This is a genomic window from Nonomuraea mangrovi, from assembly GCF_042681425.1.
Taxonomy (GTDB): Bacteria; Actinomycetota; Actinomycetes; order Streptosporangiales; family Streptosporangiaceae; genus Nonomuraea; species Nonomuraea mangrovi.
This window is the reverse complement of the sequence record NZ_JBHUFV010000061.1, coordinates 301,936-326,804: the sequence shown is the minus strand read 5'-3', so window position 1 is coordinate 326,804 and position 24,869 is coordinate 301,936. Positions and strand designations below refer to the sequence as shown.

At 70.1% G+C, this 24,869-nt stretch carries 23 protein-coding genes; 13 read left to right on the top strand and 10 right to left on the bottom strand.

Features of this window, described 5'->3' with window-relative positions; translation table 11 throughout:
• Nucleotides 1-2: 2 nt before the first annotated feature.
• Nucleotides 3-1,547 (bottom strand): serine/threonine-protein kinase, encoded by a 1,545-nt coding sequence (locus tag ACFSKW_RS40480; protein ID WP_379579238.1) that lies wholly within the window; start codon nt 1,545-1,547, stop codon nt 3-5.
• A 9-nt stretch (nt 1,548-1,556) separates the two neighbouring features.
• A complete protein-coding gene (locus tag ACFSKW_RS40475) occupies nt 1,557-3,416 on the bottom strand; it encodes a serine/threonine-protein kinase (RefSeq protein WP_379579236.1) in 1,860 nt (619 codons plus the stop codon).
• Nucleotides 3,417-3,658: 242 nt separating this feature from the next.
• Here ACFSKW_RS40475 and ACFSKW_RS40470 point away from each other — a divergent pair, with 242 nt between their 5' ends.
• A complete protein-coding gene (locus tag ACFSKW_RS40470; protein WP_379579234.1) occupies nt 3,659-4,483 on the top strand; it encodes a chorismate mutase in 825 nt (274 codons plus the stop codon).
• On the opposite strand, the gene ACFSKW_RS40465 is transcribed toward ACFSKW_RS40470, so the two are convergent.
• Nucleotides 4,446-5,813: an amino acid permease gene (locus ACFSKW_RS40465; protein WP_379579232.1), complete on the bottom strand. Its 1,368-nt coding sequence runs from the start codon at nt 5,811-5,813 to the stop codon at nt 4,446-4,448. The two genes, ACFSKW_RS40470 and ACFSKW_RS40465, sit on opposite strands and share 38 nt — an antisense overlap.
• 184 nt (nt 5,814-5,997) lie before the next feature.
• On the opposite strand from ACFSKW_RS40465, the gene dnaE reads away from it, so the two are divergent.
• The gene (gene dnaE, locus ACFSKW_RS40460) at nt 5,998-9,525 is read left to right on the top strand and encodes a DNA polymerase III subunit alpha (RefSeq protein ID WP_379579231.1); all 3,528 of its coding nucleotides are present in this window, start codon (nt 5,998-6,000) and stop codon (nt 9,523-9,525) included.
• 102 nt (nt 9,526-9,627) lie between these two features.
• Here the strand turns inward: dnaE and ACFSKW_RS40455 are convergent, their stop codons facing one another.
• Both ACFSKW_RS40455 and murA read right to left on the bottom strand, forming a co-directional pair.
• Nucleotides 9,628-11,829, bottom strand: coding sequence for a transglycosylase domain-containing protein (locus tag ACFSKW_RS40455; protein ID WP_379579229.1), 2,202 nt, complete (start codon nt 11,827-11,829; stop codon nt 9,628-9,630).
• A 94-nt stretch (nt 11,830-11,923) separates the two neighbouring features.
• A complete protein-coding gene (gene murA / locus ACFSKW_RS40450; protein ID WP_379579228.1) occupies nt 11,924-13,234 on the bottom strand; it encodes a UDP-N-acetylglucosamine 1-carboxyvinyltransferase in 1,311 nt (436 codons plus the stop codon).
• A gap of 66 nt (nt 13,235-13,300) precedes the next feature.
• Here murA and ACFSKW_RS40445 point away from each other — a divergent pair, with 66 nt between their 5' ends.
• Nucleotides 13,301-13,819, top strand: coding sequence for a hypothetical protein (locus tag ACFSKW_RS40445; RefSeq protein WP_379579226.1), 519 nt, complete (start codon nt 13,301-13,303; stop codon nt 13,817-13,819).
• Here ACFSKW_RS40445 and ACFSKW_RS40440 read toward each other — a convergent pair.
• Entirely contained in the window at nt 13,814-15,184 is a 1,371-nt protein-coding gene (locus ACFSKW_RS40440; RefSeq protein ID WP_379579224.1) for an amidase, read from the bottom strand. The genes ACFSKW_RS40445 and ACFSKW_RS40440 overlap by 6 nt on opposite strands.
• A 64-nt stretch (nt 15,185-15,248) precedes the next feature.
• A complete protein-coding gene (gene ybaK, locus ACFSKW_RS40435; RefSeq protein ID WP_379579222.1) occupies nt 15,249-15,746 on the bottom strand; it encodes a Cys-tRNA(Pro) deacylase in 498 nt (165 codons plus the stop codon).
• 120 nt (nt 15,747-15,866) lie between these two features.
• Here ybaK and hisD point away from each other — a divergent pair, with 120 nt between their 5' ends.
• Genes hisD through ACFSKW_RS40385 form a run of 10 tightly spaced genes read left to right on the top strand, consistent with a single transcriptional unit; the run spans nt 15,867 to nt 22,245 of the window.
• Nucleotides 15,867-17,174 carry a histidinol dehydrogenase gene (hisD, locus tag ACFSKW_RS40430; RefSeq protein ID WP_379579220.1) on the top strand — a complete coding sequence of 436 codons (1,308 nt, stop codon included), beginning with the start codon at nt 15,867-15,869 and terminating at the stop codon, nt 17,172-17,174.
• Nucleotides 17,171-18,241 (top strand): histidinol-phosphate transaminase, encoded by a 1,071-nt coding sequence (locus ACFSKW_RS40425; RefSeq protein WP_379579218.1) that lies wholly within the window; start codon nt 17,171-17,173, stop codon nt 18,239-18,241. Before hisD ends, ACFSKW_RS40425 begins: the two co-directional genes overlap by 4 nt.
• Entirely contained in the window at nt 18,238-18,834 is a 597-nt protein-coding gene (gene hisB / locus ACFSKW_RS40420) for an imidazoleglycerol-phosphate dehydratase HisB (protein WP_379579216.1), read from the top strand. Before ACFSKW_RS40425 ends, hisB begins: the two co-directional genes overlap by 4 nt.
• Nucleotides 18,831-18,986, top strand: a complete 156-nt coding sequence (locus tag ACFSKW_RS40415; RefSeq protein ID WP_358123422.1) for a hypothetical protein — start codon at nt 18,831-18,833, stop codon at nt 18,984-18,986. The genes hisB and ACFSKW_RS40415 overlap by 4 nt, the downstream gene beginning before the upstream one ends.
• Nucleotides 18,983-19,615 (top strand): imidazole glycerol phosphate synthase subunit HisH, encoded by a 633-nt coding sequence (gene hisH, locus ACFSKW_RS40410; RefSeq protein ID WP_379579214.1) that lies wholly within the window; start codon nt 18,983-18,985, stop codon nt 19,613-19,615. The genes ACFSKW_RS40415 and hisH overlap by 4 nt, the downstream gene beginning before the upstream one ends.
• Nucleotides 19,616-19,652: 37 nt before the next feature.
• Nucleotides 19,653-19,982, top strand: a complete 330-nt coding sequence (locus ACFSKW_RS40405; protein ID WP_379579212.1) for a hypothetical protein — start codon at nt 19,653-19,655, stop codon at nt 19,980-19,982.
• 5 nt (nt 19,983-19,987) lie between these two features.
• Nucleotides 19,988-20,710, top strand: a complete 723-nt coding sequence (gene priA / locus ACFSKW_RS40400; RefSeq protein ID WP_379579210.1) for a bifunctional 1-(5-phosphoribosyl)-5-((5-phosphoribosylamino)methylideneamino)imidazole-4-carboxamide isomerase/phosphoribosylanthranilate isomerase PriA — start codon at nt 19,988-19,990, stop codon at nt 20,708-20,710.
• Nucleotides 20,711-20,731: 21 nt separating this feature from the next.
• Nucleotides 20,732-21,136: a Rid family hydrolase gene (locus ACFSKW_RS40395; RefSeq protein WP_379579208.1), complete on the top strand. Its 405-nt coding sequence runs from the start codon at nt 20,732-20,734 to the stop codon at nt 21,134-21,136.
• Nucleotides 21,133-21,894 (top strand): imidazole glycerol phosphate synthase subunit HisF, encoded by a 762-nt coding sequence (gene hisF / locus ACFSKW_RS40390; RefSeq protein WP_379579206.1) that lies wholly within the window; start codon nt 21,133-21,135, stop codon nt 21,892-21,894. Before ACFSKW_RS40395 ends, hisF begins: the two co-directional genes overlap by 4 nt.
• 33 nt (nt 21,895-21,927) lie before the next feature.
• Complete coding sequence (locus ACFSKW_RS40385; protein ID WP_379579204.1) at nt 21,928-22,245, top strand: nuclear transport factor 2 family protein; 318 nt, start codon at nt 21,928-21,930, stop codon at nt 22,243-22,245.
• A 9-nt stretch (nt 22,246-22,254) separates the two neighbouring features.
• Here the strand turns inward: ACFSKW_RS40385 and ACFSKW_RS40380 are convergent, their stop codons facing one another.
• The 3 genes from ACFSKW_RS40380 to ACFSKW_RS40370 all read right to left on the bottom strand — a co-directional run bounded on the left by ACFSKW_RS40380 (nt 22,255) and on the right by ACFSKW_RS40370 (nt 24,795).
• Nucleotides 22,255-23,583, bottom strand: coding sequence for a glutamine synthetase family protein (locus ACFSKW_RS40380; RefSeq protein ID WP_379579202.1), 1,329 nt, complete (start codon nt 23,581-23,583; stop codon nt 22,255-22,257).
• A gap of 77 nt (nt 23,584-23,660) precedes the next feature.
• Nucleotides 23,661-23,822 (bottom strand): hypothetical protein, encoded by a 162-nt coding sequence (locus ACFSKW_RS40375; protein ID WP_354910408.1) that lies wholly within the window; start codon nt 23,820-23,822, stop codon nt 23,661-23,663.
• Between the two features lie 343 nt (nt 23,823-24,165).
• Nucleotides 24,166-24,795 carry a TIGR03085 family metal-binding protein gene (locus ACFSKW_RS40370; protein ID WP_379579199.1) on the bottom strand — a complete coding sequence of 210 codons (630 nt, stop codon included), beginning with the start codon at nt 24,793-24,795 and terminating at the stop codon, nt 24,166-24,168.
• Nucleotides 24,796-24,869: the final 74 nt, after the last annotated feature.

The window sequence follows — 24,869 nt, the reverse complement described above, 5'->3', positions numbered from 1 at the left end:
GCTCACGTGGGCTGGAAAGTCTCCACGAACCTGTCGAAGTACGGCAGGCCCTCCCGCCACGAGGCTTCGGGCGTCTCCCAGTAGACGGCGTACGGCCTGCCGTCGGCCAGCCGGAAGCCGCGGTTGACCACGTGAATGATCTCCTCGCCCTTCCTCCTGGTGAACTCCCAGTCGGCGGCCGGCATCCCGAGGTAGGTGAGGGGGCGGATGCCCACCCGCTTGTAGTCCGTGAACTCGCCCTTGGCCTGGATCTCCTTCTCCAGACGCCGCCAGGCCTCGACGGGATCCTTCACCGGGTCCTCTGCCTCGGTCCATTCGATGATCAGCGCGCCCGGCGCGCCCGGCCCCGTGACGATGACGCTGTCGCGATCGGCGATCTTCTTCGCGCTCCATCCCTGCGGCACGGAGACGGAGAAGCGCCCCAGCCTGCTGGTGAGCAGCCGCCACTCGCCCGAGCTCGCCGTCCCGCCGGGCGTCGGAGCCGTGGTGGGCGGCGCGCTCTTCGTGGGGGTCGCGCTCCCGCTCGCCGTCGTCGTTCCATGAGCGGTGGTGGGGGCGGACGTGGGCGGCGCGGTGTCGGAGGGGGCCGGCCGCATCGCCAGCCAGACGCCGCCGCCTGCGAGTCCGGCGGCCAGCAGGATGCTGGGGACGGCCCAGAGCAGCGGGGAGCGCCGCTTCACCGGCCGCTCCAGCGTCGCGGGAGCGTCGGGTCCCTGAGGGCGGGGCCGGGCCTCGGCCACGGCATGCCCTGCGGACTCCAGCGCCGCGAGCCTGGCCATGACCTCCTGCGCGCCCATCCGCGTCGCGGGGTCCCGCTGGAGCAGTCCCGTGATCACCGGGGCCAGAGGCCCCGCCAGGCGCGGCGGCTCGGGCGAGTCACGCAGCACCGCCGCCACCGTCGCCGCCCATGAGTCCCTCTGGTACGGCGCGCCGCCCTCAACGGCCGTGTGCAGCGTCGCGCCCAGCGACCACAGGTCGGAGGCCGGCGTGGCGGGCAGGCCGTTGAGCCGCTCGGGCGGCATGTAGGCGGGCGTGCCCACCAGGTTGCCCGTCGCGGTGAGGCCCGCCTCCGCGTCCACGGCGGCGATGCCGAAGTCGGTCAGCACGACCCTGCCGTCCTCGGCCAGCAGCACGTTCTCCGGCTTCACGTCGCGGTGCAGCACGCCCGCCGCGTGCGCGGCCAGCAGTGCACCCAGCACCGCACCGCCGATCCTGGCCACCTCGGGGACGGGCAGCGGACCCCGCTGCCTGATCGTCTCCGCCAGCGACCGCGAGCGCACGAGCTGCATCACGATCCAGGGGCGGCCGTCCTCCTCGATGACGTCGTGGATGACGATCACGTTCGGATGGTCGAGCCTGCCCGCCGCCCGTGCCTCCCTGATGGTGCGCTGGTTGAGCTGGGCGCGCTTCTGCTCGCCGATGCCGGTGTAGCGGACCTCCTTGATCGCCACCGTCCGGTCGAGCAGGTCGTCGTGGGCGCGCCAGACGATGCCCATGCCGCCCTCGCCGATGGACTCGATCAAGCGGTACCTGTTGCCGACGCGCACCAGCGAAGCCTACTTGGCGGGTTTGAAAGTCGCCGCGAATGTGTCGAAGAAGCGCAGGTCACGCTTCCAGTTCTCGTTGAGCGTGTGCCAGTAGAGCGCGTAGCCGCGGCCGTTGTCGGTGACGAAGCCGCGGTTGCGCACCCTGGTCTCTCCCGTGTTGGTGTTCCAGATGAACTCCCAGTCGGCGGCGGCCTTCATGTAGTCGACCTTCTTGATGTCGAGCAGCCTGTAGCCGCCGAAGCCGTGCTTGGCGCTCGGCTCCTGCTTCTTCCAGTCGCCGTAGGGGTCGTCGCCCGGGTTCGAGGCCTCCTCGATCATCAGGTAGGAGTTGGACGAGGCGCCGGGGCCGCGGAAGTAGACCTGGTTGCCCTTGCGCTGGTACTCCTCCCACTTCGGGGGCAGGCCGACGGAGAAGCCCATCTCCTTGTCCTTGTACATCCGCCAGCCCTCGGGCAGCGCGGCCGCGGGGTCCGAGGAGGAGGCCGAGGGGGTCGCCGAAGGGGTGGCCGAGGCCGAGGGCTGGGCGGCGGCGGTCGTCGCGGTCGCCGTGGCGGTGACCGTGGTGGTCACCTTCTCCGTGGGTTCGTTCGAGGTGCGCGGGTCCTCGTTCCCCGCCGAGCGCAGGCCGAGCAGTCCTGCGACGCCGCCCACCACGAGGATCGCGATGGCGACGGCGACGAAGGGGAGCGCACGCCGTACGGCGGGCTTGTCCGCCGACGCCGCCGTGGGCGTCTCGGGCAGGCGCATGCCCGTCTCGAAGAGTTCGGAGGGCGCCTCGCCCACCGCGGGCGGCATGGCCGCGGTGGGCTGCGCGGGCGCGGCGACCTCGGGCACGGGCTCGGGCGGCGCGGCCTGCGGCTTGGGCGCGGCGGACGCGGCCGGCTTCGCCGTGCCAGGCCTGGGCTTGGGGACGGACGGCTTCCTGGCGGCGGGCCTGACCGAGGGAGGCGGCGCGATCGCGGGCAGGCTGGGGTCGGTGGGCGTGTCGTCCACGTTCACATCGACGACGACGGGCGGGCGCTCGACCCTGACCGTCTCGTTCTGGGCCTGCCCGATGATCCTGCGCAGCATCCTGGCGGTCTCGTCGACGGTCAGCCGCTGGACGGGCTCCTTGGCCAGCAGACCGTCCAGGACGGGCTTGAGCGGCCCCGCCTTGGTCGCGGGCGCGGCGTCGTCGTTGAGCACGGCCATCATGGTCGCCATCGCCATGCCGCGCTCGTGCGGCGCCTTGCCCTCGACCGCGGTGTAGAGCGTGGCGCCCAGCGACCACAGGTCCGACTCGCGCCGCGCGGGCAGGCCCTTGAGCCGCTCGGGCGCGATGAAGGCCGGCGTACCCGCCAGGCCCGTCATGGTCAGCGCGGTCTCCGTCTCCAGTGTGGCGATGCCGAAGTCGGTCAGCACGACCCTGCCGTCCTCGGCCAGCAGCACGTTCTCCGGCTTGACGTCACGGTGCAGCACGCCCGCGTCGTGCGCGCCCTTGAGCGCCTCCAGGACGGCCAGGCCGATCTCGGCCACCTTCCTGGGCGGCAGCGGTCCCTCGGTCTTGATCACCTGCCCCAGCGAGCGGGAGGGGACCAGCTGCATGACGATCCACGGCCGGTCGTCCTCCTCGATCACGTCGTGGACGACGATCACGTTCGGATGGGTGAACCTCGCCGCCGCGCGCGCCTCGCGCATGGTACGGCGGTTGAGCAGCTGCACCTCGTCGCCGAGCACGGCCGCGTACCGGACCTCCTTGACCGCGACCTCGCGGTCGAGCAGCTCGTCATGGGCACGCCAGACGATGCCCATGCCACCTCGTCCGATTGGCTCCTTCAGGTGGTACCGACCGGCGACGCGGCGTCCGGCGTGCTGCTGTCCATCCGACATCAACGGCCTCAAACCCCCTTCTAAGCCTAGAAATACTCCCATAGGGATCGGGTAGCAGCGACCCGTGTAGTCTTAGATCCATGACTCCTCGCTACACGTTTATCGAGCCGGCTCCCGGAGGGCCGGTCATGCGGTAGCGACCACCTGGAGCCGGCGACAGGCGAAGACCCCGAGGTCTTCGCCCTTTTTCTTTCCTGGAGAACGCCGGCTCCGCTCGGACCGGCTTGAGCGTTGGGATCGAGATGTCTTCCACCCTCGAAACGCGTCCTCTCATCACCAGATGGATCAGCCTGCGCCCGCACCACGGACGGGTGCGGGCCGAAGACGTGCTCGACGGACCCCTGTTCGTCGAGCCCTTCTCGGCCGACGACCTGCCCGCCATAGCCGAGCGCGCGGCGGGCGTGGTGGTGGGGGCGGCGTGGATGCAGGACTTCCAGCTGGTGCGCGCGGTGGCCAGGCTCGGGCTGCCCGTGCTCGTGCAGCGCGGCCATGCGGCCACCCTTGAGGAATGGCTCGCCATCGCCGACTACTGCGTGGCCGAGGGCAACGACCAGGTGGTTCTGTGCGAGAGCGGCACCCGCACGCACACGGGGCACCTGGCCCTCGACCTGTCGCTGCTGCGCGCGGCCAAGGCGCGCTCGGGACGGCCCGTGCTGGCCGACGTCTCCGCCGACCCGTCCCTGGCGGGCGCCGCCATCGTGGCGGGCGCGGACGGCCTGCTGCTGTCGCCGTCGGCCGATGAGGAGGAGGTCGCGCAGGTGCGCGAGGCCGTCACGCTCTTCAGCGCCCTGGCCGGCCACGACACACCCGCGACGCTGCCCGCGGCCAGGGCCGCCATCGACAGGGTGGACGCCGCCCTCGCCACCCTGCTCGAACGGCGGGCGGAGCTGGCGGGCGTCGTCCAGTCGCTGAAGCCCGTCGGCGGTTTCGCGGGCCGCGACATGGAGCGGGAGCGTCAGCTCGTGGCCAGGATGGCCGAACGCGCTCCCAGGCTCGGTGTGAAGCGCCTCACGCCGATCATGAACGCGGTCATCGAAGCGGGCCTTCACCTCTCCGAGGAGAGCTGACCACCTTCCAGCCGGCGGCGATGGCCACCGCGAGCACGGGGATGAGGAAGAAGGCGACCCGCTGGTCCTCGTCGGCGAAGGCCATCAGCACCACCACCAGCGCGAGGAAGCCCAGCGTGAACCAGTTGGTGTACGGCGTGCCCGGCATCGCGAAGCTCGAGCGGTGCCCGGTGCGCCGCAGCAGCAGCTGGCAGTACACCAGGGTGCCCCACGTGGTGATCACGCCGAGCGAGGCGACCGCGGTGGCGATGTCGAAGGCGCGCTGTGGCACGAAGTAGAACAGCCCCACGCCCCCCAGGAACACCGCCGCGGTCATCAGGATCCCGCCATAGGGCACGTGGCGGGAGCTGAGGTTGCCGGTGAAGTACGGCGCCTCGCCCTTGAGCGCCATCGCCCGCAGGATGCGCCCCGTGGAGTACAGGCCCGAGTTGCAGGAGGACGTGGCGGCGGTGATCACGATGAGGTTCATCGCGTCGGCCGCCCACGGCGCGCCCAGCTTCGCGAAGACCGTCACGAACGGTGACTCGTCGGCGCTGTAGAGCGTCCAGGGCAGCACCATCGCCAGCAGGACGATCGAGCCCACGTAGAAGACGGCGATGCGCCACACGACGCCGTTGATCGCCTTCGGCATCACCCGCTCGGGGTTCCTGGTCTCGCCCGCGGCGATGCCGACCAGCTCGATCGAGGCGTAGGCGAAGACCACCGCCTGCAGGCTCATGAGCACGACCGGGAAGCCGTTGGGAAAGAACCCCTCGTGCGCGGTGAGGTTGGCCACACCCGCCTGCGTGCCGCCCACGTTCGCGCCGGTGATCACCAGGAACAGGCCGACGACCAGGAACGCGCAGATGGCCAGCACCTTCAGCAGCGCGAACCAGAACTCCAGCTCGCCGAAGACCCGCACCGACAGCAGGTTGACGACCAGCACGAAGACCAGCGCGATCAGCGCGGTGAGCCACTGGGGGAAGCCGGGCGCCCAGTAGTTGACATAGGTGGCGATGGCGGTCAGCTCGGCGATGCCGGTGAACGCCCAGTTGATCCAGTACATCCAGCCGCTGGTGAACGCGGCCCACGGGCCGACGAACTCGCCCGCGTACTCCACGAAGGAGCCCGAGGTCGGCCGGTAGAGCACCAGCTCGCCGAGAGCGCGCATGACGAAGAAGGCGGCCAGGCCCGCGACCGCGTACGACAGCACCAGAGCGGGGCCCGCCGCGGCCAGGCGTCCGCCCGCGCCGAGGAAGAGCCCCACGCCGATGGCGCCGCCGATCGCGATCATCTGGACCTGGCGGTTGCCGAGGGCGTGGGAGTACCCCTCTTCAAGCTGCGCGCACACCGTGTCTCCTTCGTCACGGAAACGATATATGTGCAGGCCGGAGGGCGGTTCGGGGGCGCGCCGTGCAGTCTGTAGCCGAGGCCGTACACCTCGTCAAAGGGTGGCGGCGGCGGCCGGAAAAGTCGGTGCGGACCACTAGGCTCGAAGCCTGCACATCCGGTCTCGATCGAGGAGGCGCCGCTCCATGTCGTCCAGCGACTCGTTTGTACACCTGCACGTGCATACCGAGTACTCCATGCTGGACGGGGCCGCCCGCCTCAAGCAGATGTTCAAACAGGTCGGCGAGCTCGGCATGCCCGCCATCGCCATCACCGACCACGGCAACATGCACGGCGCCTTCGACTTCTACAAGCAGGCGACCGCCGCCGGGATCAAGCCCATCATCGGCATCGAGGCCTACGTCGCCCCCGAGATGCGGCAGAACAAGAAGCCCGTGCTGTGGGGCGAGCCGCACCAGAAGAAGGACGACGTCTCCGCGGGTGGCTACTACACCCACATGACGATCTGGGCGCGCAACAAGACGGGCCTGCACAACCTGATGCGCCTGTCCTCGCGCGCCTACACCGAGGGCTTCGTGCGCAAGTGGGCGCGCATGGACGCCGACATCCTCGCCGAGCACGCCGACGGCCTCATGGCCACCACCGGCTGCCCCTCAGGCGAGGTGCAGACCAGGCTGCGCCTGGGCCAGTACGACGAGGCCGTCAAGGCGGCGGCGAAGTTCCAGGACATCTTCGGCAAGGACAACTACTTCCTGGAGATCATGGACCACGGGCTCGACATCGAGCGCAGGGTCCGCGACGGGCTGACCAGGATCAGCAAGGAACTGGCCATCCCCCCGCTGGTCACCAACGACTCGCACTACACCTACGAGTCCGACTCCGCCTCCCACGACGCGTTGCTGTGCATCCAGACCGGCAAGCAACTGTCCGACCCCGACCGCTTCCGCTTCGACGGCTCCGGCTACTACATCAAGTCGGCCGACGAGATGCGCGCCGTCGACTCCTCCGACCTGTGGGCCGAGGGCTGCCGCAACACGCTGCTGGTGGCCGAGAAGGTCGACCCGACGGGGTTCTTCACGCACAAGAACCTCATGCCGACCTTCCCCATCCCCGACGGCATGAGCGAGGAGGCCTACTTCCGCCAGGAGGTGTGGAAGGGCCTGGAGCGGCGTTTCCCCGCGGGGGTCGACGAGGAGCACCGCGCGTGGGCGGAGAACGAGCTCGGCGTCATCATCCAGATGGGCTTCCCGAGCTACTTCCTCGTGGTCGCCGACTTCATCATGTGGGCCAAGAACAACGGCATCAGAGTGGGCCCTGGCCGTGGTTCGGCCGCCGGTTCGCTGGTCGCCTACGCGCTCGGCATCACCGACCTCGATCCCATCCCGCACGGGCTGATCTTCGAGCGCTTCCTCAACCCCGAGCGCGTGTCCATGCCCGACGTCGACATCGACTTCGACGAGCGCAGGCGTGCCGACGTGATCCGTTACGTCACCGAGAAGTGGGGCGCCGACAAGGTCGCCATGATCGCCACCTTCGGCACCATCAAGGCGAAGGCCGCCATCAAGGACGCGGGCCGCGTCCTCGGCTACCCCTACGCCCTGGGCGACAGGGTGTCCAAGGCGTTCCCGCCCGCGGTGATGGGCAAGGACATCCCCCTGTCGGGAATCTTCGACAAGGACCACCCCCGCTACCAGGAGGCGGGTGAGCTGCGCAGGCTCTACGACGAGGACGTCGACGTCAAGTCGACGATGGATCTGGGCAGGGGCCTGGAGGGCCTGATCAGGCAGACCGGCGTGCACGCCGCCGGCGTCATCATGTCCTCCGAGGTGCTCACCGACTACATCCCGATCATGCGCCGCGACTCCGACGGCGCGATCATCACGCAGTTCGACTACCCGACCTGCGAGACGCTCGGCCTGCTGAAGATGGACTTCCTGGGCCTGCGCAACCTCACGATCATCGACGACTGTCTCAAGGCCATCGAGCTCACCACCGGTGAGCAGATCGAACTGCTCGACCTGCCGCTCGACGACGCGAAGACCTACGAACTGCTGGCCCGCGGTGACACGCTCGGCATCTTCCAGCTCGACGGCGGCGGCATGCGCTCGCTGATGCGTCTCATGCGTCCCGACAACTTCGAGGACATCTCCGCCGCCCTCGCGCTCTACCGCCCCGGCCCGATGGGCGCCAACTCGCACACCAACTACGCGTTGCGCAAGAACGGCCAGCAGGAGATCACCCCGATCCACCCCGAGCTGGAAGAGCCGCTCAAGGACATCCTCGACACGACCCATGGCCTGATCGTCTATCAGGAGCAGGTCATGGCCATCGCCCAGCGGGTCGCCGGCTACTCCCTCGGCGGCGCCGACCTGCTGCGTCGCGCCATGGGCAAGAAGAAGAAGTCCGAGCTGGACAAGCAGTACGAGTTCTTCGAGAAGGGCATGAAGGACAACGGCTTCTCCGCCGCTGCCATCAAGTCCCTGTGGGACATCCTGCTGCCGTTCTCCGACTACGCCTTCAACAAGGCCCACACCGCCGGTTACGGCCTCGTCGCGTACTGGACCGCCTACCTCAAGGCCAACTACCCGGCCGCCTACATGGCCGCGCTGCTCACCTCGGTCAAGGACGACAAGGACAAGTCGGCCCTCTACCTCAACGAGTGCAGGCGCATGGGCATCAAGGTCTTCCCGCCTGACGTCAACGACTCCGACTTCGACTTCACCCCCCGCGGCACCGACATCCGCTTCGGCCTGTCGGCCATCCGCAACGTCGGCGGCAACGTCGTCGACGGCATCCTGTCCGCGCGCAAGGAGAAGGGCCGCTACGGCGACTTCAAGGACTTCCTGCGCAAGGTGCCCGCGATCGTCTGCAACAAGCGGGTGATCGAGTCACTGATCAAGGCGGGCGCCTTCGACTCCCTCGGCCACGTCCGCAAGGGCCTGGTCATGGTGCACGAGCAGGCCGTCGACGCGATCATCGACATCAAGAAGAACGAGGCCATCGGCCAGGACTCCCTGTTCGGGGCGGTCGAAGGCGGCGAGGACCAGACCTTCGACGTGCAGATCCCGGTCGGCGAGTGGGACAAGAACACCCTGCTGCAGTTCGAGCGGGAGATGCTCGGCCTGTACGTCTCCGACCACCCGCTGTTCGGCGTGGAGCACATCCTGGCCTCGGGCGCCGACTGCTCGATCGCGGCCCTGCAGGACGAGAGCCGTGCCGACGGCCAGGTCGTGACGGTCGGCGGCATCCTGTCGGGCGTGCAGCGCAAGGTCACCAAGAAGGGTGACACCTGGGTGCTGACCCAGTTGGAGGACCTCGAAGGCGCGATCGAGGTGATGATCTTCCCCTCGTCGTACCAGCTGTGCTCGACGATCCTGGCCGAGGACGCGATCGTCTTCGTCAAGGGCCGCATCGACAAGCGCGAGGACGTCGCCAAGATCATCGCAATGGAGGTGACGGCGCCCGACCTCACGCAGGAGGCGGGCGGCCCGCTCCTGGTCAGCCTGCCGCTGAGCCGGTGCACGCCGCCGGTGGTGGGCAGGCTGAAGGAGATCCTCACCACCCACCCCGGCACCTCGGAGGTCCACCTCCAGGTGCACAACGGCCCCAAGACCACGGTCATGCGGGTGGAGGACCGCCTGCGGGTGACCCAGTCCCCTGCCCTCATGGGCGACCTCAAGCAACTGCTCGGCCCCGCCTGTCTGGGCGGCTGACGCCCGGCCGCCCTGGTCGCGGGGTCATCCGCCCGGGCCGGCGGGTGCCGTCCGTTCCCGTCCCCGGGTCGTGGGCGCCATCCGCCCGGGCCGGTCGGGGACTCAGCGGCGGGGGCGGCGGTAGGGGCCGCCGTACCTGTCCATCCACCTGTAGAAGCGGCGATAGCGCTCGCGGTACTGCCTGAAGAAACGGTGGATCTCGGTGCGGCGGGCCGCGGCCTCCGCCTTGGCCAGGCCAGGGGTGTGGCCACCGCCGAAGCGGGACATGTCGGGCCGGGTGAAGGACGTCTCCCTGGTGTCGCGCAGCGCCGACTCCATCGAGTCCACCCAGATCGGGCCGGGCAGCGACGCGCCCTGCACCTGGCCGTACGACTCGTCGCCGATCGTGACGTTGCGCAGCGGGTAGCGGTAGGAGCCGCGGATGTCGCCGACGCTCACCGCCGCCGCCAGGTCGGGGGTGTAGCCGGCGAACCAGGCCGAGGTGTAGCCGTTGTTGGTGCCGGTCTTGCCGGCCGCGGGCCTGCCGATGCTCTGGCCCTTCATCGTGCCCTTGGTGAACACCCCTGACAGCACGTGGTTGACGGCGTCGGCCACGCCCCGATCGAGCGCCTGCGCGCAGGCCGGCCGTACGGCGGTGCGCAGCCCCTCCCTGTCGGTGATGTCCACGATCGCCTGGGGACGGCAGTAGCGGCCGCGGGCGCCGAAGGCGGCGAACGCGGCGGCGACGGTGAGCGGGTCCATCTCGTTGACGCCGAGTGTGAAGGTCGGCACCTCGCGCAGCGGCTTCCCGTCGGCCCTGGCGACGCCGAGCGACCTGGCCGTCTCGACCACGGAGCACAGGCCGACCTTGCGTTCCAGCATCATGTAGAAGATGTTCACCGAGTTCCACGTGCCGGTCTCGATGCTCTGCGGGCCGCCCTTGCCCTCGCCGCTGGCGTTGTAGATCGTCGCCCTCGGCGCGTTGACCGGCTTGCCCGCGCAGTTCCGGTAACCCTCGGAGGGCACGAGTTCGCCGGGCGTCATGAAGCCCTGGCCGAAACGCCAGCCCTGCTTGAGCGCCGTGGCCAGGGTGAACACCTTGAACGTCGAGCCCGCCTGCAGCCCCATCCCGCCGCCGTGCCGTACGTCGGCGGGCAGGTTGAAGGTGGTCCTCGGCCCGTTGTTCCTGTTGTCGGGGTTGCGGCCGAACCGTTTGCTGGCCGCCAGCGCCCTGATCTTCCCTGTGCCAGGCTCGACCATCGCCTCGGCCGCGACCTCGCTGTCGCCCGCGTGGACCCGCTCCCTGATGGCCCGCTCGGCGGCCCGCTGGGCGAGCGGGTCGAGGGTGGTGCGCAGAACGAGCCCGCCCCTGGCCAGGCGGCGTTGCCGTTCGAGCGAGGTGTCGCCGAAGGCGGGGTTGGTGAGCAACTCCCGCTGCACGTAGAGGCAGAAGAAGGGGAACTCGCTCTCGGCGCACCCGCCGGGCTCGGGCCGCAGCCTGATGTTGAGCGGCAGCCGCCTGGTCGCCGCCGCCGTCTCCTTGGAGATCATGTTCAGGCCCGCCATGCGGTCGAGCACGATGTCACGGCGCTCCAGCAGCCGCGCCTGCCGCTCCGGCCCCAGCGCGGGGTCGGTCGTGTACGGCAGGCGCACCGCCCCCGCCAGCGTCGCCGCCTGCGCCAGCGTGAGCTTGGCGGCCGTGGTGGAGAAGAAGCGCCTGGCCGCGGCCTCGACCCCGTAGGCGCCCGCCCCGAAGTAGGCGATGTTGAGATATCGCTCGAGGATCTCGTCCTTGCGGTACTTGTCCTCCATCGCCAGCGCGTAGCGCAGCTCGCTGAGCTTGCGGGAGAGGTTCGGCGCGCGGGCCGCCTCCCGCTCCTTCTCCGTCGTGGCGTTCTCGACCAGGATGTTCTTCACCAGCTGCTGGGTCAGCGACGAGCCGCCCTGCCTGATGCCGCCCGCCTGGGTGTTGGTGATGACCGCGCGCAGCGTGCCCTTGATGTCCAGGCCCGCGTGCTCGTAGAAGCGGGCGTCCTCGATGGCCACGATGGCCTTGCGCATGACCGGGGCGACCTGGTCCAGCGTCACCGGCGTCCTGTTGGCCTCGTAGAACTGGGCGAACACCTTGCCGGTCCTGTCCAGCAGCGTGGTGAGCTGGGACAGCGGCTCCTCTCGCGGCGCGGGCGGCAGGTCGGTGAAGGTGGTGGCGGCGTCACGCACGGCGATTCCGGCCCCGCCGACGGTCGGGACCGCGACCGCCGCGGCCAGCACGCCGCCGATCGCCCCCGCCATGCCGAGGCCGGCGAGGGATTTGAGCACAGTCACTTAGATGATCTGCGACGAGAGGAAGGTGGTCAAACGCCTGCTTCAACAGCCTTTGCGAACAGCAAACGCGACCATGGCGTGATCGCCGCCGCTGTCAGCCCTCCCTCTGGAGGTTCAGCCCGAGCGAACCGAACTGCTCGAACGGGCGGTGGTAGCCACGCTCGATGTGCTGGACGCCGCGCAGCCTGGAGGGCCCGTCGGCCACCGCCGCGGCCAGCACCGCGGAGAATCCCGCCCTGATGTCGGGCAGCATCACGTCCGCGCCGCTCAGCTTGGACACCCCGCGCACCACCGCCGAGTGCTTGGCGTTGGTGTCGTGGTAGCGGCACGCCGGCCCGCCGAGGCACTGGTCGAAGACCTCGATCTCGCAGCCCATCTGCTGCAGCGCGGGCACGTAGACCAGGCGGTTCTCGAAGACCGTCTCGTGCAGCACCGACATGCCCTGGCTCTGGGTGAACAGCACCATCAGCGGCGTCTGCCAGTCGGTCATGAACCCCGGATGGGTGTCGGTCTGCACCGCCGCCGAGCGCAGCCCCTCGGGGGGCGCGGTGGCGCAGATGTAGTCGTCGTTGATGTCGAACTGGGCGCCCATCCTGGCCAGCGTGGTGATCGCGGTGACCAGGCGGTCCTGCGGGCAGCCGTGCACGCGCACCTCGCCCCTGGTGATGAGGCCCGCCGCCAGGTAGGAGAAGGCCTCGATGCGGTCGCCTGCCAGCCAGGTCTGCGCGCCGTGCAGCTCCGGCACGCCCTCGATGACGATCCGCCGGTCGGGGGAAAGCTCGATCCTGCCGCCCATCCGCTGCAGGAACAGCGCCAGCTCCACGACCTCGGGTTCCATGGCCGCGTTCTTGATCACGGTCTTGCCCTCGGCGAGCACCGCCGACATCAGGATCGTCTCGGTCGCGCCGACACTGGGATAGGGGAGCTCGATCCTGGCGCCGCGCAGCCTGGTGGCCTTGGCGTGGATGCCGTCCTCGGCCACCTCGACCTCGGCGCCCATGGAGCGCAGCGCCTGGACGTGGAAGTTGACGGGCCTGCGGCCGATGGGGTCGCCGCCGACCAGCGGCACGAACGCCTCACCGGCCAGGTGCAGGAGCGGGCCCAGCATGAGGATGGGGATGCGGTTCAGGCCGCTGAAGGCGTGGGGGACGCGGGGCCTGATCTCCTGCCCCTTCGCGATCCTGATCTCCTTGCTCGTGATCTCCACATGGATGCCGAGCGCTTCGAGCATCGCCGCTGTGATGCCGACCTCGCCGACCTCGGGGGCATTGTGGATGGAGCTCTCGCCGGTGCCGAGCATGGCCGCCACCATGTGCTTCGACACGCCGTTCTTGGATCCGCGGACCTCCACATCGCCACGCAGCGGACCGGAGGGTTCGATCAGCCAGACCTTGTCTTCAATCACGGCACGAGCCTAGCCGGGGGATACCATCGAGCAGGTTCGGACACACTTGTGAGGGGGAGTGGCCTGGTGGGGCATGTGCGGGCTTTCGCGGTGACCGTTCTCGCGCTGGCCGCCCTCGGCGTTCCCGCGGGCCTGGCGTGGTCCCTGCTCGCGCCGCGCGCGCCGTACGCGGTCGCCGCGGGTGAGGTGGTGCTGGCCGACCCCTCGACCCAGGCTCTCATCGCCGCCGACGGGTGGTACGCGGTGATCACCGGGGGCCTCGCGCTCGCCTGCGCGGTCGTGGCCTGGAACCTGGCACGTGACAAACGCCTGGAGGTGCTGCTCGGGCTGGCGGCGGGCAGTGGGATCGCGGCCTTCGTCACGCAGTGGGTCGGCACCACCTTCACCCTCGGCGCGGTCACGGTGGAGGCCGCCGCCGCGGGTCCTGGCGTGAAGGTGGTCGCCGGCGCGCTCGCGCTGACCGCCAAGGGCGTGCTGGTGACCTGGCCCCTGGTCGCGGTCGGGCTGTACGGGACGATGGAGGCCGTGGTGGCCTACCGCGAGTCGCCGCTGCGCCAGACGTACGGGGAGATCGACCGGCTATAGGCCGGGGCGGCGCGTGCCGTACCCGGTGGCCTGCTCGAAGGCGCGCGCCACGCGCAGCACCCTGGCGTCGGCGAACGGGCGGCCGACGATCTGCACCCCCACCGGCAGCCCCGCAGAGGTGAAACCCGCGGGAACCGACGCCGCGGGGGCGTGCAGGACGCTGATCCAGTACGCCGAGCGCATCCAGGACAGGTAGTCGGGCAGCTTCACGCCGTTGATCTCGTCGACGTAGGGTCGCTCGACGGGGAACGGCGGCACCTGGCTGACCGGCGCGATCAGCACGTCATAGGTGTCGAAGAAGGCGGCCATGCGCTGGTAGAGGCCGCTGCGCAGCTTCTCGGCGCGCGCCAGGTCGGCGCCGGTGACCTTACGGCCCTGCTCGACGTTCCACGCGGTGTTGGCGCCCAACCCCTCGAGGTCGCCGAAGCTCAGCGCGTAGTACCAGGCCCGGTAGATCCTGAAGGCGTCGTCGGCGTCGGACAGGTCGAGATCCACCTGCTCCACGCGGGCGCCGAGCCCTTCGAACACCGTGACCGCCGACGCGGTCACGGCCGCGGTCTCGGGGTCGACGGGCAGCCCGCCGAGGTCGGGGCTGAAGGCCACCCGCAGGCCCTTCACGGAGGTCTCGGGATCGGGAGCGAACGGCTCCTTGATCGAGTACGGCGAGCGAGGGTCGAATCCCGACATCACCGAGAGCATCAGCTCGAGGTCCTCGACCGATCTGGCCATCGGCCCCGAGACGGCCAGCGTGTACCAGGCCGCGGTGTCGGAGATGTCGGGGACGCGGCCCGGCGTCGGGCGCAGTCCGACCACGTTGCAGAAGCTCGCCGGGTTGCGCAGCGATCCGCCCATGTCCGAACCGTCGGCCAGCGGCACCATCCCCGTGGCCAGCGCCGCCGCCGCGCCCCCGCTGCTGCCGCCTGCCGACCTCGACAGGTCGTAGGGGTTGCGGGTGGCGCCGAACACCTCGTTGACGGTGTGGGAGCCGGTGCCGAACTCGGGTGTGTTGGTCTTGCCGACCGTGATGGCCCCGGCCTTCCTGAGCCGTTCGACCAGCAGGTCGTCCTTGGCGGGGACGTGGTCGGCGAACAGCGGCGAGCCGTACGTGGTCCTGATGTTCGCGGTGTCGGCGAGATCCTTGTGTGCCACGGGCACGCCGTGCAGCGGGCCTTTCGGCCCGGCGGCGTCGGCCGCCTTCGCCTCGTCGAGCGCCCGCTCGGCGACCAGCGTCACGATGGCGTTGACGGCGGGATTGACCTGCTCGACGCGCGCCAGGTGGGCCTCGAGCAGCTCGACGGCGCTCACCTCGCGAGCCCGCAGCAGGCGGGCCATCTCGGTGGCGGTGAGGTAGTGCAGTTCGGTCACTCTTGCGATCCTGCCGCATGTGTCCGCGTACGGCGATGGCAAGGTTTGCCCAGGCGGGCGGCCCCTAACCGGATTTCGCGATGGGCGCGGTGGCCGCCTTGGTCAGCTCGATCAGGTTCTTCGGCGAGGTCTCGATCTGCAGCCCCCGCTTGCCCGCGGAGAAGTAGATCGTCTCGAAGTCGAGGGCGGAGGCGTCGACGACGGTGGGAAGCTGCTTGCGCTGCCCGAGGGGGCTGATCCCACCGACCACGTAGCCGGTGACCCGCTCGACCTTCGCCGCGTCGGCCATCGCGGCCCGCTTGCTGCCCAGCGCCGCGGCGAACGCCTTGAGGTCGAGCTTCCCCGAGACCGGCACCACCGCCACCGCGAGCCCGCTCTCCACCTCCGCCACGAGCGTCTTGAAGATCCTGCCGTACGGCAGGCCCAGCGCGTCGGCGGCTTCCTCCCCGTAGGCCTGGGCGTTGGCGTCGTGCTCGTAGGGGTGCAGCGTGAAGTCGACCTGTGCCTTGGCCAGTGCGACCGTCGCGGGTGTGCCCTGCCCGCCCTTCTTCGCCTTGCTCACTGTCCCGATCGTAGAGGATCGGCGGCCGGGCCATCGCGGGTGAAATGTCACCCGATACCGTGGCTGTCCCGCATTGTGGACAGAACCAGATGAGGCGGAGACACTCCGTAGACTGTGTGGGTGATTTCCCGTATCGACCTGCGCGGCTCTCTTCCGGAGAACCTGCGCGACGTGCTGCCCCGCGCCGAACTCGACGTCGAGGCCGCCCTGGAGAAGGTGCGGCCCATCTGCGAGGACGTGCGCCATCGCGGGGCGGTGGCCGTTCGCGAGCTGACCGCCAGGTTCGACGGTGTCGAGATCCAGTCCGCCCGAGTCTCCGCCGAGGCGATCCAGCGGGCGCTGGACGAGCTCGACCCCAAGGTCAGGGCGGCCCTCGAAGAGGCGATCACGCGGACCAGGAAGGTGCACCGCGACCAGCGGCGCACCGACACCACGACCCAGGTCGTCCCCGGCGGCACGGTCACCGAGCGCTGGGTGCCCGTCGAGCGCGTCGGCCTCTACGTGCCCGGAGGGCGCGCCGTCTACCCCTCCAGCGTGGTCATGAACGTGGTGCCCGCCCAGGAAGCGGGCGTCGAGTCGCTGGCCGTCACCAGTCCCGCGCAGAAGGACTTCGGCGGGCTGCCGCACCCCACGATCCTGGCCGCGTGCGCGCTGCTCGGCGTCGACGAGGTCTACTCGGTCGGCGGGGCGCAGGCGGTGGCCATGTTCGCCTACGGCACCGAGGAGTGCCCCTCCGCGACCATGGTGACGGGTCCCGGCAACATCTGGGTGGCCGCGGCCAAGCGGCTGCTGAAGGGCGTCATCGGCATCGACTCCGAGGCGGGACCGACCGAGATCGCCATCCTCGCCGACTCCACCGCCGACCCCAGGCACGTGGCCGCCGACCTGATCAGCCAGGCCGAGCACGACGTCATCGCCGCGGCCGTGCTGGTCACCGACAGCGTGGAGCTGGCCGAGGCGGTCGAGAAGGAGTTGCCGGGACAGGTCGCCGCGACGCGCCACTCCGCGCGGATCGCCGAGGCGCTGTCCGGCAGGCAGTCCGGCATCGTGCTGGTCGACGACCTGGCCGCGGGGCTCAGGGTCGTCGACGCCTACGCGGCCGAGCACCTGGAGATCCAGACGGCCGACGCCGCCGAGGTGGCGGCCAAGGTCCGCAACGCCGGCGCGATCTTCGTCGGGCCCTACAGCCCGGTGAGCCTGGGCGACTACCTCGCGGGTTCCAACCACGTGCTGCCGACCGGCGGATGCGCCTGCCACTCCAGCGGGCTGTCGGTGCAGTCGTTCCTGCGCGGCATCCACGTGATCGACTACACCAGGCAGGCGCTGGCGGACGCGGCCGAGCACACGTGCGTGCTGGCCGACGCCGAGGACCTGCCCGCCCACGGGGCCGCCATCCGCGCCAGGTTCGACTGGGAGATCCCCTCATGACGCTCGACGACCTGCCGATCCGCGACGACCTGCGCGGCAAGAAGCCGTACGGCGCGCCGCAGATCGACGTGCCCGTGCAGCTCAACACCAACGAGAACCCCTACCCGCCCTCCCAGGCCCTGGTCGACGACCTCGCCGAGGAGATCAGGCGCGGCGCGGCGGCCCTCAACCGCTACCCCGACAGGGACGCGCTCGCCCTGCGCCAGGACCTGGCCGACTACCTCGGCCACGGGCTCACCCGCGACATGGTCTGGGCGGCGAACGGCTCCAACGAGGTGCTCCAGCAGATCCTGCAGGCCTTCGGCGGACACGACCGCACCGCGATCGGCTTCGAGCCGTCCTACTCCATGCACCCGATCATCACCACGGGCACCAACACCGAGTGGATCTCCGGCGCGCGCGAGGAGGACTTCTCGCTCGACCCCGACAAGGCCGTGGCCGCCGTCGAGGAGCACCGCCCCGACATCGTCTTCCTCACCTCGCCGAACAACCCGACCGGCACCTCGCTGCCGCTCGAGACCATCGCCAGGGTCGCGAGGGCGGCGCCCGGCATGGTCGTGGTGGACGAGGCCTACGCCGAGTTCGCCCGCACCGGCACCCCCTCGGCGCTGACGCTGCTGCCCGAGCACCCCAGGCTGATCGTGACCAGGACCATGTCCAAGGCGTTCGCGATGGCGGGCACGCGGCTCGGCTACCTGGCCGCGCACCCCGCCGTGGTCGAGGCGATGCTGCTGGTGCGCCTGCCGTACCATCTGTCGACGGTCACGCAGGCGACGGCCAGGGTCGCGCTACGGCACCGCGCCGAGCTGCTCGGCACGGTCGACGCGCTCAGGAAGGAGCGCGACGACATCGTGACGTGGTTGCGCGAGCGGGGCTTGACGGTCGCCGACTCTGACGCCAACTTCGTGTTGTTCGGCCGGTTCGGCGACCGGCGCAAGATCTGGGAGGGACTGCTCCAGCGGGGCGTCCTGATCCGTGAGGTCGGGCCGCCCGAGTGGCTGCGCGTGTCGATCGGCACCGGCGAGGAGATGACGGCATTCCGTGCCGCCCTGGAGGGGGTTCTGTGAGCGAGCGCACTGGTCGCGTCGAGCGCACCACGAAGGAGACGTCGGTCCTGGTCGAGGTGAACCTCGACGGAACCGGCATCGTCGACGTCGCCACCGGGGTCGGGTTCTACGACCACATGCTGGCCCAGCTCGGCAAGCACGGTCTGTTCGACCTGACCGTCAAGACCGAGGGCGACCTGCACATCGACTCCCACCACACCATCGAGGACACCGCGCTGGCGCTGGGCGCCGCCTTCCGCGAGGCGCTGGGCGACAAGTCCGGCATCAGGCGGTACGGCAACGCCTCGTGCCCGCTGGACGAGGCGCTCGCCGAAGTGACCGTCGACCTGTCGGGGCGGCCCTACCTGGTGCACGCCGAGCCCGACGGCATGGCGCCGATGATCGGCCCCGAGTACGACACGACGATGACCAGGCACATCCTCGAGTCGTTCGTGGCGCAGGCGGCGATCTGCCTGCACGTGCGCGTGCCGTACGGGCGCAACGCCCACCACATCGTCGAGGCCCAGTTCAAGGCGCTGGCCAGGGCGCTGCGCGAGGCCAGCGAGCTCGACCCCCGCGCGACAGGGGTCCCGAGCACCAAGGGTGTGCTGTGAGCGACAACTGGACGGCGATCGTGATGGTCTTCATCGGCCTGTTCCTGGTCGGCGGCGTGGTGTCGCTGATCAAGCAGGGGTTGAAGATCGGCGCGGTCGTCTGCGGAGTCGGCGCCGCCATGGCGCTGCTCGCGGGGGTGCTGTGGTGGTGAACAAGAACGTCGTCATCCTCGACTACGGCTCGGGCAACCTGCGCTCGGCCGAAAGGGCGCTGGCCAGGACGGGCGCCCAGGTGACCGTCACGGCCGACTACGACGCCGCCATGAACGCCGACGGACTCGTCGTGCCGGGCGTGGGCGCCTTCGCGGCCTGCATGTCCGGGCTGAAGAGCGTCGTCGGCGACAGGATCATCGGTCGCCGCCTGTCGGCCGCTCGTCCCGTGCTGGGCATCTGCGTCGGCATGCAGATCCTGTTCGAGCGCGGCGTGGAGCACGGCGTGGAGACCGAGGGCTGCGGCGAGTGGCCGGGCACGGTCGAGCGCCTGGAGGCCCCCGTACTCCCGCACATGGGCTGGAACACCGTCAAGGCCCCCGCCGACAGCGTGCTGTTCGCCGGCCTCGACGCCGCCACCCGCTTCTACTTCGTCCACTCCTACGGCGTGCGCGACTGGCAACTGCACCCAGGCCCCGGCTTCACCGCGCCGCTGGTCACGTGGGCCGAGCACGGCGTGCCGTTCGTGGCCGCGGTGGAGAACGGCCCGCTGATGGCCACCCAGTTCCACCCGGAGAAGTCCGGTGACGCGGGCGCGGCCCTGCTGAAGAACTGGGTCGGCACGCTGTGAACGGGCCGCCGCCCACCGGGTGGCCCGAGGAAGCCCCGTGAGCAAGGAACGGGCGCGGCGGCGGGCGGCCCGCGAGGCCGAGCGGGAGCGCGCGGCCCGGCTGAACGCCGAGCGGATGGCCCGCAGGTCGCGCAGGAAGGCGCTGGTCAGGGGGCTCGTCCCCCGCCCTGTCCGCTTCGCCAGGCAGGGCGGGCTGCTGGCTCGCCGGCAGCGGGCGCAGAACGGCGTCGTCGCCCTGCTCTTCCTCGTCGTGCAACTGCTGGCCTGGCTGCTGTGGTCGTCGTGGCAGGTCAGCCTGGCCGTGTTCGTGCTCTCCCTGCTGTTCGTCCCTGTGATCGTCACGCTCGCCTTTGACCGGAGGACCTGAAGACCATGTCGTTCGTACTGCTGCCCGCCGTGGACGTCGTCGACGGCCAGGCCGTCCGCCTCGTGCAGGGGGAGGCCGGCACAGAGACCGGCTACGGCGACCCGCTGACCGCGGCGCTGGCCTGGCAGGAGGCGGGCGCCGAGTGGATCCACCTGGTCGACCTGGACGCGGCCTTCGGCCGTGGCTCCAACAGGGAACTGCTCGCCGACGTGGTCGGCAAGCTGGACATCCAGGTTGAGCTGACCGGAGGCATCCGTGACGACGCCTCGCTGGAGGCGGCGCTGTCCACCGGCTGCCGGAGGGTGAACATCGGCACCGCGGCCCTGGAGGACCCGGCCTGGTGCAGGAGGATTATCGCCGAGTATGGTGACAAGATCGCAGTTGGTCTGGACGTGCGTGGCACCACGCTCGCCGCGCGCGGCTGGACCGAGGCGGGCGGCGATCTCTGGGAGGTGCTCGACCGGCTCGAAGCCGACGGCTGCCCGCGTTACGTGGTAACGGACGTGACCAAGGACGGAACACTGCGCGGCCCGAATCTGGACCTGCTGCGCCAGGTCTGCGATCGAACCGACAAGCCTGTCGTCGCGAGCGGAGGCGTCTCCTCTCTCGACGATCTCATCGCCCTCACCTCTCTCGCGCCCCACGGCGTGGAGGGCGCGATCGTGGGCAAGGCACTCTACGCGCAGGCTTTCACGCTGGAAGACGCCCTGGCCGCGGTACGCGGCTAGGGCCAGAGAGAGGATCGCGTGATGGGCCAGGCAAGCTGCGTGCGCGAGGGGATGAGGATCTTCTCGGGCGGCGTCTGGGAGCAGAAGTACGGCTACGCCAGAGCCGTGGTGGCGGGACCGCGGGTCGTGGTCTCCGGATGCACGGCCACGGTCGACGGCGAGGTGCAGCACGAGGGCGACGCCTACCTGCAGGCCATGACGGCCTTCGACATCGCGCTCGACGCGGTCGAGGCGGCCGGCCTGACCAGGGAGGACGTGGTCATGGTGCGCTACTACGTGGTGGACGGGCGCCACTACGACGCGGTCGGCACGGCGTTGTCGGAGGTGCTCGGCCACGTCAGGCCCGCGTGCACGGGCGTCCAGGTGGCGGGACTGATCGACCGGCGGATGCTGGTCGAGATCGAGATCGAGGCGTTTCGGGCATGACAGTCGCGGTTCGAGTCATCCCGTGTCTGGACGTGGACGCGGGACGTGTGGTCAAGGGCGTCAACTTCGAGAACCTGCGCGACGCGGGCGACCCGGTGGAGCTGGCCCGCCGCTATGACGAGGAGGGCGCCGACGAGCTGACCTTCCTCGACATCACCGCCTCCTCGGGCGAGCGGGAGACGATGTTCGACGTGGTCCGCAGGACCGCCGAGCAGGTCTTCATCCCGCTGACGGTGGGCGGCGGCGTCCGCTCGGTCGAGGACGTCAACAGGCTGCTGCGCGCCGGCGCGGACAAGGTGTCGCTCAACACCGCGGCCATCGCCCGTCCGGAGCTGCTGACCGAGGCCTCCAGACGGTTCGGCGCCCAGTGCGTCGTGCTGTCGGTCGACGCCCGCAGGGCGCCGGGCACGGCGTCGGGCTTCGAGGTCACCACGCACGGCGGGCGGCGCGGCACCGGCATCGACGCCGTTGAGTGGGCGGCGCGCGGCGAGGAACTGGGGGTGGGCGAGATCCTGCTCAACTCCATGGACGGTGACGGCACCCTGGACGGCTATGACCTCGCGATGCTGCGCGCGGTGCGGGCCGCGGTCAGGGTGCCGGTGATCGCCAGCGGCGGCGCGGGGCGCCTGGAGGACTTCCCTCCCGCCGTCGCCGCCGGCGCCGACGCGGTTCTCGCCGCGTCGGTGTTCCACTTCGGCACGCTGAAGATCTCCGAAGTCAAGGACACTCTTCGTACGGCGGGCCACCCGGTCAGGTAGTGACGTTGACCGTCGGGCACGTTCACTGTCGTCATGACAACTGCCAACAACCCGGTGGTCGCCAAGGCGATCGACGCGATCAACAGCGGTGACAGGGCGGCGTTCGTCGCCCTGTTCACCCCGGGGGCGACGATGTCCGACGACGGCAGCGAACGCGACCTCGAAGGATGGATCGACCGCGAGATCTTCGACGCCGACGGTCACTTCAGGATCCAGAGCCAGGACCCCGACGGCCTGACCATGCTCGTCCGCTTCACCAACTCCACCTATGGGGCGATGAACACCAGGTGGCACTTCGTGCTGTCCGACGACGGCGCGAGCCTCCGGCGGTTCGAGACGGGCCAGACCTGAGCCTGCGGCTCAGAAGACGCGCATGTGCTGGGACACCTCGAAGTCCGCGCCGCGTTCCTTGAACGCGGCCGCCTCCGAGCGTTTCACCGCCAGGTAGGCCCCGGCGCGCAGCGGCCCGAGCGCCGCCATGAGCAGCTCGTCGTCCTCCAGGGCGTCGAGCGCCTCGTCGAGGGAGCTAGGCAGCCGCGGGTAGAGCCCTGGCCTGGTGTCGGGGTCGACGAGCACGGGATCGCCTGGGTCGAGCTCGCGCCTGATCCCGTCGAGGCCCGCGTGGATGACCGCGCCCAGCGACAGGTACGGGTTGGCCGAGGAATCGGACGGTTTGAGCTCCAGGTTGGCCGAGCCCTGCTCGCCCACAGGGGAGCAGACCCGAACGGCGGCCTCCCTGTTGTCGGGCCCGTAGACGGCGTAGGCACTCGACCACATGCGCGGTGCCAGCCGCCGGAAGCTGTTGACGCTGCCGCAGGTCAACGCCGTGAGAGCGGGCAGATGGGCGAGCAGCCCGCCGACGAAGCGGGTCATCAGCTCGGGCCGGTCGTCGAACAGGTTGGTGTGCAGCGAGGAGTCCCACAGGGACAGATGCAGGTGGGCGCCGTTGCCGGCCTGGTCGGCGATCGGCTTGGGGGCCAGCGACGCCCACATGGCCATGCGCATCGCCACGCCGCGGACGGTCTCCCTGTAGAGGACGTGGTTGTCGGCGGCCCTGAGGGCGGGCGCGTGCCGGATCGACAGCTCCTGCTGGCCGTGGCCGAGCTCGGGGTGGTAGTGCTCGACCCGAAGACCCTGGGTCTCCAGCGCGCGGACCAGCGTGATCGCGTAGTCGTGGGCCAGGTCGAAGCCGGTGGTGGCATAGCACAGGCTGTCGTCGAGAGGCACCAGCCGGTCGGGACCGCCCGAGGGGTCGGGCAGGCGGCGGCCGAGGGTGAACTCGGGTTCGAAGGCCGCCACGAGCGCGTAGCCCTCGCTCTCGAGCTCGGCGACCGCGTCCTTGAGGAAGGTGCGCGGGCAGGCGCCCCACGGCGTGCCGTCCAGCTGCACCAGGTCCGAGACCATGGCTGCGGCGCCAGGAGAGTAGGGGAGAGGAACGAATGTCGACGGGTCCGGCATGATCCGGACCTCGCCGACGGGCCCGAACTGCTCGACCTCCTGGAGCTGGTCGAGCATGTTCATCGCCATCATGGCCACCGTGTGCCCGATGCCGGAGGCGAGCCGCTCACCCAGCCGGGTGCGGGACGCCGCCTTGCCACGGATCACTCCGCCGTGGTCGGCATAGAGGAACCGGACGAGTTCGATGCCCTCGATCTCGGCCCGCTCGATGACGCTTCGGCGATCTCTCATCGATCGACTCTACGCTCTTCGATCTCAGGTTCGGTGACAACACGCACGACCCGCTGCCAAGCGGGCCGTGGAGCCTGTCAGGTCACGACGTTGGTGAAGAATACGGCCAGTTGGTTGGCGCCGTTCACGATGCCGTCGAAAACGCTGTTGACCGCCGCCGCCGCGTTTCGCGGCTGGGTGAACAGGTAGAAGACGACGAAGGCCACGGCGAGATACGTGAGGACCTTCTTGACCTGCATGGGGGGCCTCCTGCAGTCCATTCCCAGCCGTATATACCCGGATCTGGGCGATCACTGGCATCTTCTATGAAGATGTTCTTGATCATAACCGGGGGGCGTCTTTACCTGGCCATCGTACGGCCATCGGCCCGAGTTGGCGCGGGGACTCGCGATCGGATCGGGAAATCCGCCGCCGGTTCCGCGGGGTGATCGGTGTCGCCGGAGCCCGCGTCCTGGTCCCCGGCTCCCCACCGCTCGTCCGTGTGGGCCGGATCACCGTGATCGCGTCCGCCGTGCCGTCCGGGGCCGGCGCCGCGCGCCGCGACCGGCCCGCGCCACGCGGGCCCGTGAGAAGCCCGAGCCGTCAGAAGCCGAGCGGGGCGTGGGTGAGCCGGGCGACGGCGTCGGGGTCGCCGGTCAGGTCGACCCTCGCGTGCTCCTGCCGCCCGAAGCAGAACAGCAGCAGTTCGCTCGCCTTCCCCGTGACCTCCACCTTGACGCCGTCCTTCGCTCCGCCGATGGCCACCCCGCCGCCGAGCCGGTGCAGGATCACGCCGACCGGCGACCTGCGCAGCATGAGCTTGGCCCCCATGTCGAGCCGCCGCCACAGCAGCCGCTCCAGGTCGTCGGGCAGCTCCCGCGGCTCCCATGACGGCTGGGCACGGCGCACGTCCTCGTGGTGGACGAAGTACTCCAGCGTGTTGACCGCCTCGTCGAGCGGGGGCAGCAGGCCGTACACGCCGCCTGGCCTGCGCACGAGGCCGACCAGTTCGGGGAAGGGGTACTTGGCCTTGAGCCCGTCCTGGACCGAGGCGGTGTAGCCGGCCAGCGGCTTGAGCGCGATGCCCGGGTTGGCGTCGATCCTGCGCTCGCGCAGTACGAGGTGGGCGGCCAGGTCGTAGGTGCTCCAGCCCGTGCACAGCGTCGGCGCGTCGGGGCCGAGCGTGTCGAACAGGTCGCACAGAGCAGAGCGTTCGCCGCGAGCGTGAGTCACCAGACGATTCTACTGGGGCGTGGGAATATCCAGATGATCGACCATGATAGGGACTTAAGTACAAATTTCCCCAT

Coding starts and splice junctions, on each gene's coding strand:
- ACFSKW_RS40475 (WP_379579236.1), bottom strand. CDS start 3,416: ATGTCGGATGGACAGCAGCACGCCGGACGCCGCGTCGCCGGTCGGTAC.
- ACFSKW_RS40470 (WP_379579234.1), top strand. CDS start 3,659: ATGTCTTCCACCCTCGAAACGCGTCCTCTCATCACCAGATGGATCAGC.
- dnaE (WP_379579231.1), top strand. CDS start 5,998: ATGTCGTCCAGCGACTCGTTTGTACACCTGCACGTGCATACCGAGTAC.
- ACFSKW_RS40425 (WP_379579218.1), top strand. CDS start 17,171: ATGACGCTCGACGACCTGCCGATCCGCGACGACCTGCGCGGCAAGAAG.
- priA (WP_379579210.1), top strand. CDS start 19,988: ATGTCGTTCGTACTGCTGCCCGCCGTGGACGTCGTCGACGGCCAGGCC.
- ACFSKW_RS40395 (WP_379579208.1), top strand. CDS start 20,732: ATGGGCCAGGCAAGCTGCGTGCGCGAGGGGATGAGGATCTTCTCGGGC.
- hisF (WP_379579206.1), top strand. CDS start 21,133: ATGACAGTCGCGGTTCGAGTCATCCCGTGTCTGGACGTGGACGCGGGA.
- ACFSKW_RS40385 (WP_379579204.1), top strand. CDS start 21,928: ATGACAACTGCCAACAACCCGGTGGTCGCCAAGGCGATCGACGCGATC.
- ACFSKW_RS40380 (WP_379579202.1), bottom strand. CDS start 23,583: ATGAGAGATCGCCGAAGCGTCATCGAGCGGGCCGAGATCGAGGGCATC.
- ACFSKW_RS40375 (WP_354910408.1), bottom strand. CDS start 23,822: ATGCAGGTCAAGAAGGTCCTCACGTATCTCGCCGTGGCCTTCGTCGTC.